Origin of the sequence: Paracoccus zhejiangensis (assembly GCF_002847445.1) — a bacterium.
In the GTDB taxonomy this organism is placed as follows: Bacteria; Pseudomonadota; Alphaproteobacteria; order Rhodobacterales; family Rhodobacteraceae; genus Paracoccus; species Paracoccus zhejiangensis.
Window position 1 is genome coordinate 12,298 of the sequence record NZ_CP025433.1, and the last position, 12,670, is coordinate 24,967.

General features: G+C 63.9%; 9 protein-coding genes and 2 pseudogenes. All 11 read left to right on the top strand.

Annotated features, from left to right (window positions below):
• Positions 1-8 precede the first annotated feature (8 nt).
• The 11 genes and pseudogenes from aceF to CX676_RS21675 all read left to right on the top strand — a co-directional run bounded on the left by aceF (position 9) and on the right by CX676_RS21675 (position 12,448).
• A complete protein-coding gene (aceF, locus tag CX676_RS21625; protein ID WP_101754863.1) occupies positions 9-1,289 on the top strand; it encodes a dihydrolipoyllysine-residue acetyltransferase in 1,281 nt (426 codons plus the stop codon).
• Positions 1,290-1,303: 14 nt separating this feature from the next.
• On the top strand, positions 1,304-3,100 hold the full coding sequence (gene lpdA / locus CX676_RS21630; protein ID WP_101754864.1) for a dihydrolipoyl dehydrogenase: 1,797 nt from the start codon (positions 1,304-1,306) through the stop codon (positions 3,098-3,100).
• A 65-nt stretch (positions 3,101-3,165) separates the two neighbouring features.
• Positions 3,166-3,630: a hypothetical protein gene (locus CX676_RS21635; RefSeq protein ID WP_101754865.1), complete on the top strand. Its 465-nt coding sequence runs from the start codon at positions 3,166-3,168 to the stop codon at positions 3,628-3,630.
• 188 nt (positions 3,631-3,818) lie between these two features.
• Positions 3,819-5,588 (top strand): L-lactate permease, encoded by a 1,770-nt coding sequence (locus CX676_RS21640; protein ID WP_101754866.1) that lies wholly within the window; start codon positions 3,819-3,821, stop codon positions 5,586-5,588.
• Positions 5,589-5,595: 7 nt separating this feature from the next.
• The gene (locus CX676_RS21645) at positions 5,596-6,363 is read left to right on the top strand and encodes a (Fe-S)-binding protein (RefSeq protein ID WP_101754867.1); all 768 of its coding nucleotides are present in this window, start codon (positions 5,596-5,598) and stop codon (positions 6,361-6,363) included.
• 5 nt (positions 6,364-6,368) lie between these two features.
• A complete protein-coding gene (locus CX676_RS21650; protein ID WP_101754868.1) occupies positions 6,369-7,802 on the top strand; it encodes a lactate utilization protein B in 1,434 nt (477 codons plus the stop codon).
• Entirely contained in the window at positions 7,799-8,446 is a 648-nt protein-coding gene (locus CX676_RS21655) for a LutC/YkgG family protein (RefSeq protein WP_101754869.1), read from the top strand. The genes CX676_RS21650 and CX676_RS21655 overlap by 4 nt, the downstream gene beginning before the upstream one ends.
• An 83-nt stretch (positions 8,447-8,529) precedes the next feature.
• Entirely contained in the window at positions 8,530-10,284 is a 1,755-nt protein-coding gene (locus tag CX676_RS21660) for a PHA/PHB synthase family protein (protein WP_101754870.1), read from the top strand.
• 112 nt (positions 10,285-10,396) lie between these two features.
• Positions 10,397-10,651: pseudogene (locus CX676_RS23345) on the top strand (transposase); the annotation flags it as partial.
• Between the two features lie 41 nt (positions 10,652-10,692).
• Positions 10,693-11,367 (top strand): annotated as a pseudogene (locus CX676_RS21670) (IS66 family transposase); the annotation flags it as partial.
• A gap of 193 nt (positions 11,368-11,560) precedes the next feature.
• Positions 11,561-12,448 (top strand): DMT family transporter, encoded by an 888-nt coding sequence (locus CX676_RS21675; RefSeq protein WP_101754871.1) that lies wholly within the window; start codon positions 11,561-11,563, stop codon positions 12,446-12,448.
• Positions 12,449-12,670 lie beyond the last annotated feature (222 nt).

Genomic DNA, 12,670 nt, shown 5'->3' on the forward strand with positions numbered 1-12,670 from the left:
GACACATCATGCCTGTTGAAGTGAACGTTCCGGACATCGGCGATTTCAAGGATGTCCCGGTCATCACCGTTCTGGTGAAGGTGGGCGACACCGTCGCCGCCGAGGACCCGTTGATCGAGCTTGAATCCGACAAGGCCACGATGGAGGTGCCAAGCCCCGTCGCCGGCCGCATCGCCTCTATCGTGGTCAAGGAAGGCGACCGGGTCTCCGAGGGATCGGTGATCCTGACGGTCGAGGCCGAGGGCAGCGACGCCGCAGCCGCCGCATCGGCACCTGCATCGGCGCCCGCCGCCGCGCCTGTCGCCGCGCCCGCCGCATCGGCTCCGGTCGCGGCAGCCCCCGCAGCCGCCGCCGTCACCGATTCGGGGTTCAACAAGGCCCATGCCTCGCCGTCGATCCGCGCCTTTGCGCGGCAGTTGGGGATTGATCTGGCCAAGATCAACGGCTCGGGCCGCAAGGGGCGCATCCTGCGCGACGATGTGACGGCGGCGCTGAAGGCCAGCGCAGTCCCGGCCGCCGCTGCATCGGGCGGCGCGGCGCAGGGCGGCGGCATGGGCATTCCGCCGATTCCGGTGGTGGACTTCTCGAAGTTCGGTCCGGTCGAAAACGTGGAAATGCCCCGCATCAAGAAGCTGTCCGGCCCGGCGCTGCACCGGTCTTGGCTGAACGTCCCCCATGTCACCCACCAAGAGGAAGCCGACATCACCGAGATCGACCAGTTCCGCAAGGAACTGGACGACGAGGCCAAGAAGGACGGCTATCGCGTCACGCTGCTGGCGCTTGTCATCAAGGCCAGCGTGTCCGCGCTGCGCAAGCACTGGGAGTTCAACTCGTCGATCCATCCCGACGGCGACAAGCTGATCCGCAAGTCCTACTACAACATCGGCTTTGCCGCGGACACGCCGAACGGGCTGGTGGTCCCGGTCATCAAGGACGCCGACCGCAAGGGGATTGTCGACATCTCGAAGGAACTGGGCGATCTCAGTGCCAAGGCCCGCGCGGGAGAGCTGAAGTCCCAGGACATGCAGGGCGCGACCTTCACCATCTCGTCGCTGGGGGGCATCGGCGGCACCGCCTTCACCCCCATCGTGAACGCCCCCGAGGTGGCGATCCTGGGCCTGACGCGCTCGCGGATGGCGCCGGTCTGGGACGGCCAGCAATTCGTGCCGCGCAACATGCTGCCGATGTCGCTCAGCTATGACCACCGCGCCATCGACGGGGCGTTGGCCGCGCGCTTTGCCGCGACGCTGAAACACCTGCTCGGCGACGTGCGCCGGATCATGCTGTGAAGGAGGGCCGAAACATGGACATCAAGGTTCCCGACATCGGCGATTTCAAGGATGTGCCGGTCATCACCCTTCTGGTCGCCGTCGGCGACGAGGTTGCCGAGGAGCAGCCGCTTATCGAACTGGAATCCGACAAGGCCACGATGGAGGTGCCCAGCCCCGTCGCAGGCCGGATCACCGCGATCTCGGTCAAGGAAGGCGATCGGGTCTCCGAAGGATCGGTGATCCTGACGCTGGATGCCGCCGGCGCCGCCGCAGACCCCGCCAAGGGCGCCGAACCCGCCAAGGGCAACGAGGAGCCGCGCAAGGACAGCAGCGGCGGTCGTGACAGCAGCCCGGCCGCAGCTCAGCCCGCGGCTCAGCCCGTCCCGGCAGCGCTGCCCGCTTCGGCGCGCGGCGACATCCATGCCGAGCTGGTCGTGCTCGGTTCGGGTCCGGGCGGCTATACCGCGGCGTTCCGCGCCGCCGACCTGGGCAAGAAGGTCGTGCTCATCGAACGCTATCCGACGCTGGGTGGGGTCTGCCTGAACGTCGGCTGCATTCCGTCCAAGGCTCTGCTGCACGCCGCCAAGGTCATCTCGGAAGCCGAGGAGATGGGCCATCATGGCCTGCGCTTCTCGCCACCCGAGGTGGATCTCGACGCGCTGCGCGGCTGGAAGGACTCGGTCGTCAAACAGTTGACGGGCGGTCTCGGCGGTCTGGCCAAGGGACGCAAGGTTCAGGTCGTGACCGGCTTTGGGACCTTTGCCGGACCCAATATGATCGCGGTCGACAACGACGGGGCGACCTCCACGGTCAGCTTCGACCAGTGCATCATCGCCGCCGGGTCCGAACCCGTGACCCTGCCGTTCATTCCCCATGACGATCCCCGCGTGATCGATTCCACCGGCGCGCTGGAACTGGACGGCGTGCCCGCGCGCCTTCTGGTTCTGGGCGGCGGCATCATCGGGCTGGAAATGGCCTGCGTCTATGACGCGCTGGGGTCCAGCGTGACGGTCGTGGAACTGATGGACCAGATCATCCCCGGCGCCGACAAGGACATCGTCAAGCCCCTGCATAAGCGGATCGAGGCCCGATACGAGAAGATCCTGCTCAAGACCAAGGTCACGGCGGTCTCGGCCGCCGAGGACGGGCTGACCGTCACCTTCGAGGACGACAAGGGCGGCACCACGACCGATCGCTTCGACAAGATCCTGGTGTCGGTCGGGCGTCGGCCCAACGGCAAGATGCTGAACGCCGGCGCCGCGGGCGTGGCCGTGGACGACCGCGGCTTCATCGCCGTGGACAGCCAGCAGCATACCAATGTTCCCCATATCCTCGCAATCGGCGACGTGGTGGGTCAGCCGATGCTGGCGCACAAGGCAGTCCATGAAGGCAAGGTCGCCGCCGAGGTTGCTGCCGGGCACAACCGCCACTTCGACGCCCGCGTGATTCCCTCGGTCGCCTATACCGACCCCGAGGTCGCCTGGGTCGGCGTGACCGAAGCCCAGGCCAAGGCCAGTGGCCTGAAGGTCGGCAAGGGCGTTTTCCCCTGGGCTGCCTCTGGACGGTCGCTTTCGCTTGGCCGGTCCGAGGGCATCACCAAGCTGATCTTCGACGAAACCGATCAACGCGTCATTGGCGCGGCCATCGTCGGCCCGAACGCCGGCGATCTGATCGCCGAGGTGGCCCTGGCAATCGAGATGGGGGCCGATGCGGTCGACCTTGGCCACACCATCCACCCGCATCCTACCCTGAGTGAGACGGTGAACTTCGCTGCCGAAATGTTCGAGGGCACGATCACCGACCTGATTCCGCCGAAGAAGCGTCACTGACCGTGATCGGGCGGCCACAGCTGATCGCCCGATGCCTTCCGTCAGCACAGCAACAGGAGCCTGCAATGACCGACAAGAAGCCCACCATGGATTTCAACGAAGCGCTCAAGGCGTTTGATCCGACCTCCCTGTTTCCGTTCATGAACTCTCAGGGCATGGCGGACTGGTTCCGCCGTCAGAATGTTGACGGCCTCGATCCCGCCTCGATGCTGAAGATGTGGCAGAAACGGCTGGATGCCCTGGCCAGTGCCAACGAGCACGCAAGATCCCTCTACCGGTTGCAGATCGAGCGCCAGTTCCAGATTTTCGACGAGATGACGGCTGCCGCAACAGACAGCAGGAAGCGGCTCGACACATCCGTGCGCTCCGAGGCGCCCGGGAACAATCTCAAGATTCTCTCGAACGCGGCCGACAAGGCTCTCGAGCTGATGCAGCGGCTTTCGGAGGAATCGCTGGTGGCGATGACCGAAACTCAGAAGCGGTTCGCAGTCGAGGTGGATGCGGCCGTCAAGGACTTGCGCGGCGGCTGAGCGAGGAGGTTGGGAAGACCCCCGTCCCTTACCGCGGTGCGCGCAAGAGCATCGCCGCGCCCGTGCCCGTGATCGACTGATCGACCCGGACCATGGTGCGCCACGAATCCGGCACGCCCGAGAATATCGGCTGCGTTGTCAAAGACCCCCACAGGGCCGGATCGGCCCGACGCTTCTGAGGAGGAAAGATGTCCCAAGTCTTCACATTCGTCTTGGCGCTGCTGCCAATCGCCACCGTGTTTCTGCTCTTGGTGGTGCTCGCACGCTCGGCCAAGCTTTCGATGGGCGTTGCCTATCTGGTCACGGCCGCGACCGCGCTTCTGGTCTGGGGCACGGACCTCAACAAAATTCTTGGCGCCACCGTGAACGGTGCCGTGACTGCGGTCAGCCTGCTCTACATCATCTTCGGTGCGATCCTGATGCTCTATACGCTGGAGGAAAGCGGCGGCATCCGGTCGATCCGGGCAGGGTTCACCAGCATTTCGCCTGACCGGCGGGTACAGGCGATCATCATCGCCTGGTTGTTCGGATCGCTGATCGAGGGGGCGTCCGGGTTCGGAACGCCCGCGGCCATCGCCGCGCCACTGCTGGTTGCCATCGGCTTTCCGGCCATGGCGGCGGTGCTGGTAACGCTGATCATTCAGTCCACGCCTGTGTCATTCGGGGCAGTCGGCACGCCGATTCTTGTCGGTGTCAATACCGGGCTTTCGGGTCAGGCGATTGTCGAACAGACCATCGCACCGATGGCCTTCGCTGACTATCTGGTCGAGATTGCTGTCAAGGTTGCCACGCTGCATGGCCTGATCGGCTTTCTGATCCCGTTGATCATGATCGGCATGATGACGCGGTTCTTCGGTTCCCGGCGGTCCTTCGCCGAAGGGTTCCGCATCTGGAAATTCGCGCTGTTCGCCGGGCTTGCCTTCACCGTTCCCTACTGGATCATTGCCAGCCTGCTTGGCCCGGAATTTCCGTCCCTGGTGGGCGGCATCATCGGGCTGCTGATCGTCGTTCCCGCCGCACGGGCCGGCTTCCTGATTCCGAAGGAGGTCTTCGACTTTCCGCCCCGCGAACAATGGGACGGAAAATGGGTCGGCAAGCTGGACGATCTGGAGGATCACCGTGCCGGGCTTGAGATGATGCCGTTGCTCAAGGCCTGGGCGCCCTACATATTCGTGGTTCTTCTGCTGGTCGCGACGCGCACGATTCCCGATTTCAAGGCCTGGCTGACCGCCCCGGAACGGACCATGGCCTTCGATGATCTATTCGGGTCGGGCATCAATGCCCGCGTGCAATGGCTGTATCTGCCTGGAACGGTGCTGATCCTCGCTTCGCTGTTCACCTTCCTGTTCCATCGAATGCGTCCGGCCGATTACGGCAAGGCATTGCGTACGTCGGGATCGACAATGATCGCGGCGGCCCCGGCACTGCTGTTGGCGGTGCCGATGGTGCAGGTGTTCATCAACTCTGCCTCGGACACGATGGCGTCGATGCCGATCGTGCTCGCCGAAAGCGTCTCGGCCGTGGTCGGCAGTGCCTGGCCGATGTTCGCGCCGCTGATCGGGTCGATGGGCGCCTTCGTCGCCGGATCGAACACGATTTCGAACATGATGTTCTCGTTGTTCCAGTTCTCGACCGCTGAACAGATCGGTCTGGGCGCGGCCGGGGCGGGATTGGTTGTTGCGCTGCAGGCCATCGGCGGTGCGGCAGGCAATATGATCTGCGTGCACAACGTGGTGTCAGCCTCGGCCACGGTGGGACTTGTGGACCGCGAGGGCGAAATCATCCGCATGACCCTGATCCCGATGTTCTATTATATCGTCCAGGGCGGCTTTCTTGGTCTTGCTATCCTGGCGGGCGGACTGAACCTGTGGTGGATCGCCGTGTTGATCTGGCCGGCCACCGTGCTTTTCCTGATGTCGCGCAATCGCGGGGCTGTTCCCGCCACCCAAAAACGCTGAGGTCGTCATGTCCGGACAGCCAAACCCCCGCGTCGGTCTTTTCGTGACCTGTCTCGTGGATGCCATCCGCCCCAGCATCGGGTTTTCCGCCATCCAGCTTCTGGAAGAGGCCGGATGCCGGGTCGAGGTGCCGCAGGCGCAGACCTGTTGCGGGCAACCGGCCCTGAACAGCGGGGACGAAAAGGATGCAGCTGCACTGGCGCGACAGACCATCGCTGCTTTCGAGGGCTTCGACTATATTGTCCTGCCCTCGGGATCCTGCGCGGGAACCATCGTGCACGGCTATCCGAACCTGTTGGCCAACGATCCGGTCTGGGCGCCCCGCGCCCAAGCCATGGCTGCGAAAACCCACGAGATTACCAGCTTTCTGGTGGATGTCATGGGCTTCCACACCAAGGGCCGCCGCCTGGAGGCGACGGCCACCTATCACGACAGTTGCGCAGGGCTGCGCGAACTGGGCATCGCTGCGCAACCCCGTGCGCTTCTGGCGGAAGTCGAGGGCCTGGAGATGCGGGGACTGGAAGGCAATGATGTCTGCTGCGGCTTTGGCGGCACGTTCTGCGTCAAGTATTCCGACATCTCGAACGCGATCGTCACCGAAAAGGCCGAGGCGATCGAGCGCACCGAGGCCGACCTGCTTCTTGCGGGAGATCTGGGATGCCTGATGAACATGGCAGGCAAGCTGAACCGGCGGAGCGCAAGGACGCGCTGTTTCCACACCATCGAGGTTCTGGCGGGCCGGGCCGGCGGTCCAGCCATCGGCGAGGAGGGCTGAGAATCATGAGCGCACCAGAGGCATCAGTGCAGGTTTCGTTCAAGAACCGAGCCAAGACGGCACTGGCGGACCGGACGCTGAAGATCGCCATCGACCGCACCACCGGCACGGCCGAGGCCAAGCGCGCGGTGGCGGTGGCGGCGTTTCCCGAATTCCAGGACGCCCGCGCCCGCGGGCGCGCGATCAAGGATCACGTGATCGCCTATCTGGACCATTATCTTGAACAGTTCGAGCGCAACGCCACCGCATCTGGCGCGAAGGTCCACTGGGCATCCGACGATGCCGAGGCGCGGGCGATCATCACCCGCATCTGCCTGGATGCAAAGGCCAGGCTGGTGACGCGGTCGAAATCCATGCTGGGCGAGGAAATCGGTCTGCCGCATGCCTTGGCCGATGCCGGGATCGAGCGGGTCGAGACCGACCTGGCCGAACACATCATCCAGCTTGCCGGAGAGGCCCCCTCCCACATCGTCTGGCCCGCGATGCACCGCACCCGCGAACAGGTGGCGGAACTGTTCAAGATAGCTCATCACCCGCCGCCCGCCGCCGACGATCCGGCCACCATGGTGCAAAGCGCGCGGCGCGAATTGCGCGCCAAGTTTCTGGGGGCCGACATCGGTATTTCGGGGTCGAACTTCCTGGTGGCCGATACGGGTGCCACCTGCACAGTGACGAATGAAGGCAATGCTGAACTGACCACCACGCCGCCGCGCATTCATATCGTGACGGCGGGGATCGAGAAGATCGTGCCGACCACCGCCCATGCCCTGTCCCTGCTGCGCCTGCTGGTGCGGTCGGCCACGGGTGGCGAACTGACGCAATACACCACTTTCCACTGTGGACCCAAACGTCCTGGCGACGCCGATGGTCCCGAGGAGATGCACATCGTGCTGGTGGACAACGGCCGCACCAGGATGCTGGCCAATGAGTTTCGCGAGATGCTGCGCTGCATCCGCTGTGGTGCCTGCATGAACCATTGCGTGGTCTATCGTCAGATCGGCGGGCACGCCTATGGCGGCACCTATCCCGGACCGATGGGTTCGGTACTGACGCCGGTGCTGAACGGGCTGGCCGGATCGCGCGACCTGCCCAATGCGTGCACCATGAACGGCCGCTGCGCCGAAGTTTGCCCGGTCGAGATTCCTATCCCCACACTGCTGCGCGCCTGGCGGATACGCAGTTGGCGAGAAAGGCTGGAACCGGGAAGCCTTCGCGCCGGTATCGGTGTCTGGGCCGTTCTGGCCCGGCGGCCCGGTCTTTACCGGCTAGCCAGCCGGATCGGCGTGCGCGCCATCCGGCTATTCGGCAAGGGGGGCTGGATCACCCGCCTGCCACTGGCGGGCGGCTGGACGGCTCATCGCGACCTGCCGCGCCCGACGGGCCGCACCTTCATGGACCAGTATCGCGCCCAGCAGGCAGATAAGGGGGACCGCCCATGACCGCCCGCGACCGCATCCTGTCGGCGATCCGCGCCGCCCTGCCCCAGGAACACCCGGCGCCCGACGCCATCGCCGCCGAGGCCATGGCCCTGTTGGCCGATCCCGACACCAGCCGCCCCCGGCTGGTCGCCGAGGGGCTGGTCGATGCCTTCATCCTGAAGGCCGAGGCGATCGGCACGACCATCGATCGGGTTGGCGGCACGGAAGCCGTTCCCGACGCCGTGCGGCGCTATCTTTCGGGATACGGCCTGTCCCTGTCCCTGGCCCTGGAACCGACGCCAGCGCTGACCTCGCTCGACTGGACAGGCCTTGACACCGGCACCACCCTTGCACCGGACCAGCCGGTAGCGCTCGGCAAGGCGCTTTGGGGTATTGCCGAAAGCGGGTCCATGATCGTGCATTCGGGCGCCGATACGCCGATCTTGCTGTCTTTCCTGCCCCTGCATCATATCTTGGTGCTGCGGGAATCCGATGTCCTGTCCCATCTCGAGGACTATGCTGCGCAGTTGGCCGCGCGGCCCCATCCGCGCAACGCGATCGTGATCACCGGACCCAGCGGCACGACCGATATCGAAGGGAGCTATGTGCGCGGGGCGCATGGACCGGGCTTCCTGCATGTGATCCTTGTTGCAAGCGCAGACTGACAACCTGCCGGTTGCCAATCCCCACCACCGCCGGCCGTTGCCAGCAGAGCCGGTCGTCCTATCTACGCCCAAGGAGACCCGGAATGGACCAAAGCGAGATTGCCGAACAGACCGCCGAATTCGCCAACCTGATGCAGCGCGCGCAGGGGCTGGTGCAAAGCAGCAGCGCCAATGCCATGGCCAAGGCGACGGGGCGCGAATTCTCGGTGCTGGATTCGGGGACCGTGGCGCAGGCCTATGCCCGCGCGGGGATGAAGCTGGCGCAGAACCCCTTTGCGCTGGCGCAGTTCCAGATCGATCTGTGGGCCGACAGCGCTAAGGCATGGGCCGGTGCATGGTCGGGCGAGGGCGAGGACAGCAAGGATCGCCGCTTCCGCGATGGCCGCTGGACCACCGATCCGGTAAGCCGGGGCCTGCGCGACGTGCATCTGGCCATCGAGGGCGCGGCGGACCGGCTGATCGAGACCCTGCCCGAGGGTGACAAGGACAGTCTGCGGGTACGGTTCTATACCCGGCAATTGCTTAGCGCGCTGTCGCCCAGCAATTACCTGGCGCTGAACCCCGCTGCCCGCGAGCGTTTCCTTGAAACCGATGGCCGCAGCCTGCTGGACGGGTTCCGCAACCTGCTGGACGATCTGGAGCGCGGCGACGGGCGGCTGGACATCAACATGACCGACCGCTCGGCCTTCGAGGTCGGGCGCGATCTGGCGACCACGCCGGGGCAGGTGATCTATCAGAACGAATTGATCCAGTTGATCCATTACGAGCCGCTGACCAAGACCCAGTTCAAGCGCCCGCTGCTGTTCGTGCCGCCCTGGATCAACAAATACTACATCTTCGACATGAAGCCCGAAAACAGCCTGGTCCGCTATATGCTGGAACAGGGGCACAGCGTCTTCCTGATTTCCTGGGTCAACCCGACCAAGCAGCACGCGACCCTCAGCTTCGAGGATTACATGCGCCTCGGTCCGCTGACCGCGCTGGACGCGATCACCGAGGCGACCGGCGAGGATGAGTTCGACATTCTCGGCTTCTGCATCGGCGGGATTCTGGTGACGGCGACGCTGGCCTATATGGCGGCCAAGGGCGACAAGCGGGTCAAGACGGCGACGACGCTGGCGACGATGGTGGATTTCACCGATGTCGGTGAAATCGGCGTCTTCATCGATCGCGACCGGCTGCAGGTGCTGCGCGAGCATATGGCCGAAAAGGGCTATCTGGAAAACCACCACCTGCAGGACATGTTCTCGATGATCCGGGAAAACGACCTGATCTGGTCCTTCCATGTGATGAACTACCTGATGGGCCGCAAGCCGCCTGCGTTCGATCTGCTGTTCTGGAACGGCGACAGCACCCGTCTGCCTGCCGCCATGCTGCTGTGGTATCTGGAAAAGATCTATATCGAGAACGGCTTGCGCCAGCCTGGCCATCTGACCATGGACGGCGTGCCCATTGATATCAGCAAGATTGACATCCCCTTCTATGTCTTTGCGACGAAGGAAGATCACATCGCGCCGTGGAACTCGATCTATCCGACGACCGGCTTGCTGGGGGGCGATACCACCTTTGTTCTGGGCGGTTCGGGCCATATCGCTGGCGTGATCAACCCGCCTGCGAAACGGCCGAAATACGGGTTCTGGACCAGCGCGGCTGCCTATCCCGCCGATCCCCAGGACTGGCTGGCCAAGGCCACGCCGCATCAGGGCTCGTGGTGGCCGAACTGGGCCGAATGGATCGAGAGCCACAGCAAGGGCAAGAAGGTTCCCGCCTATGTGCCCGGCAGCGGCAAGCTGAAGGCGATCGAGCCTGCGCCGGGCAGTTATGTGCGGGCGGGATAGTCACTTTCAATTTCTGTCGAGATCGTTTGACGGTAAGCGCAACGGCGTGACCTACGCCCTGATCGAGACGGCCAAGCTCAACGGAGTCGATCCCAACGCTTGGCTCGCCGACATGCGGATCGTAGCGGAGAGCTTTCTCGCGCACCGCCAGGTCTCAGCGACGGCGCGGCGGCATGGTGTGTCGCGCTCGTTGCTGACGATATGGCGGCGGCAGTATCGCGACGGTCAGCTTGGCAACGAGGCGCCGCCTTCGTTTTTCCCGCTGAGAGTTTCGCCCAAGGCGCCTGCGGCAGTGTCCGTTACGGCACAGGAGGCGCCGCGCGACACCCCGGACGTCCAGCTCGAGATCGTGCTCAGGAACGGGCGGCGGCTTCTGGTCCCGTCTTCGGTGGACCCGGAGATTTTTGCGCGGCTGCTAGCCCACCTGCCGCGCTGTTCCACTTCTCCCGCGACTGCGGCATGGCCAACCCCAACCGGCATCTCGCCGGATGGCAGGGCATCCTGCAAGCCGATGCCTATGGCGGCTACAATGACCTCTACCGCACCGACCGCGATCCGGGGCCAGTCGAGTCAGCGCTGTGCTGGAGCCATGCCCGGCGCAAGTTCTTCGACATCGAGCGCGGGATCAATGGCCTGACGGCTGCGGGCCGTCAGGTGGCCAAGCACCAGCTGTCCCGGCCTCTGATCGAGGGGCTTCAGGGCTGGCTACGCGCCGAGCGCGACCGGCTGTCGAAGCACAACCCGGTCGCCAAGGCGATCGACTACATGTTCAAGGCGGAGCGCTGGCCCACCTTCACCCGGTTCCTCGACGATGGCAGGGTCTGCCCGACGAACAATGCGGCGGAGCGTGCGCTGCGCGGTGTCGCGCTTGGCCGGAAGTCCTGGCTCTTCGCTGGCTCCGAGCGTGGTGGTGACCGCGCCGCCTTTATGTATTCCCAGATCGTCACAGCGAAGATGAACGATGTCGATCCTCAAGCCTGGCTCGCCGATGTCCTGGCCAGACTGCCCGGGACGACAGCTTCTCGGGTGCCGGATCTCTTGCCCGGGAATTGGAAGGCGTCCGAACTTCGCCGAGCGGCCTAAACCGCGGCCCACGCCGGATGGTTACGGCTGATATGGGCCCATCGCTGCTTGTGTCGCCAAAATGAAACACTTCTCATGCCCTGTGAGGAGGTGACCTTCCATATCCGCTACATGGCGTCGAAAGGTGCATTTGCAAGCCTTGCCGGCCTGCCCAAAGTTAGTTTTCCGCCCCGTTTCCATCCCGGGAAAGACTATGTTCTATACGCCGGATTTGCTACGACTGATTGCGACCATCTTCATCGCGGTGACCTGTGTTGTGATCGGGGATACGGCCGGCAAGCTGTTAACCGGCGGCAGGGTGGACCCCTTCATCGTGGCATGGTCGCGATTCTTCTTGGGCGCGCTGATGCTTCTTCCCTTCAGCAGATTGACTCCGCGGGAACTGCCGGCATTGCTGAACCGGAGCGTCCTGCTGAGGGCGGTATTCATCATTTGCGGCATATGCTGCATCCTGACGGCCCTAAAGACCGAACCGATCGCCAATGTCTTCGGGGCCTTCTTCGTCGGGCCGGTCGTGTCCTATATCCTGGCGATCGTGTTCCTGGGCGAACGGCCATCGATACAGAGAAATCTCTTGCTAGCGATCGGATTTGCCGGCGTGATGCTTGTGGTGAAACCCGGTTTCGACAGCTCTGCCGGCATGGCTTACGCCTTGGCTGCGGGGACATTCTACGGCGCCTATTTGGTTATGACCCGCGCCATGGCGGGAAGTTTCCGGCCGCGATTTCTGCTGATCTCGCAACTGCTGATCGGAGCTGTCGTACTGGCACCCTTCGGACTGAGATCTAATTTTCCAGTACCGGACATGCCCTTGTTCGCTCTTCTTCTGATCAGCGCCGTCGGTTCCGCTTTGGGCAACTATTTGATGGTCATGGCCAGCAGGAAGGCCGAGGCCAGCCTGATCGCGCCTTTGGTCTATAGCCAGTTGATTTCGGCCACGGGGCTGGGAATCGTCGTCTTCAGCGATTGGCCCGATCTCATTTCACTGGCGGGTCTGATTCTGATCGCCGTTTCAGGGCTGGGGTCACTGCTGGTCCACCAACGCGCCGGCAAGGAACGACTGTCAAGGATGAGTGCTTAGGCTCAGGACTTCGGTAACGGGTCCCCGTCCGTCAAGCGATTTCGGTCAAGAGATCCAATCCCGATTGCGGGTTGCTTTGGTGCAATTACTTCGATTGCCTCGTCGCGGCTCGTGTTCAAGGTCCTTCGGGAACGTGCTTCGGTCCGTGGTCCGCCTGCGGACTGCCGACGAGATGCTGGTTCGATGCAGTTCCGGAGTGTCCATCTCATAGGCGTGCTCAGC

Excerpts from the sequence above, each read along its gene's own strand:
- CX676_RS21650 (WP_101754868.1), top strand. The coding sequence starts at position 6,369 with ATGAGCGCACCAGAGGCATCAGTGCAGGTTTCGTTCAAGAACCGAGCC.
- CX676_RS21675 (WP_101754871.1), top strand. The coding sequence starts at position 11,561 with ATGTTCTATACGCCGGATTTGCTACGACTGATTGCGACCATCTTCATC.
- CX676_RS21660 (WP_101754870.1), top strand. The coding sequence starts at position 8,530 with ATGGACCAAAGCGAGATTGCCGAACAGACCGCCGAATTCGCCAACCTG.
- aceF (WP_101754863.1), top strand. The coding sequence starts at position 9 with ATGCCTGTTGAAGTGAACGTTCCGGACATCGGCGATTTCAAGGATGTC.
- CX676_RS21640 (WP_101754866.1), top strand. The coding sequence starts at position 3,819 with ATGTCCCAAGTCTTCACATTCGTCTTGGCGCTGCTGCCAATCGCCACC.
- CX676_RS21645 (WP_101754867.1), top strand. The coding sequence starts at position 5,596 with ATGTCCGGACAGCCAAACCCCCGCGTCGGTCTTTTCGTGACCTGTCTC.
- CX676_RS21635 (WP_101754865.1), top strand. The coding sequence starts at position 3,166 with ATGACCGACAAGAAGCCCACCATGGATTTCAACGAAGCGCTCAAGGCG.
- lpdA (WP_101754864.1), top strand. The coding sequence starts at position 1,304 with ATGGACATCAAGGTTCCCGACATCGGCGATTTCAAGGATGTGCCGGTC.
- CX676_RS21655 (WP_101754869.1), top strand. The coding sequence starts at position 7,799 with ATGACCGCCCGCGACCGCATCCTGTCGGCGATCCGCGCCGCCCTGCCC.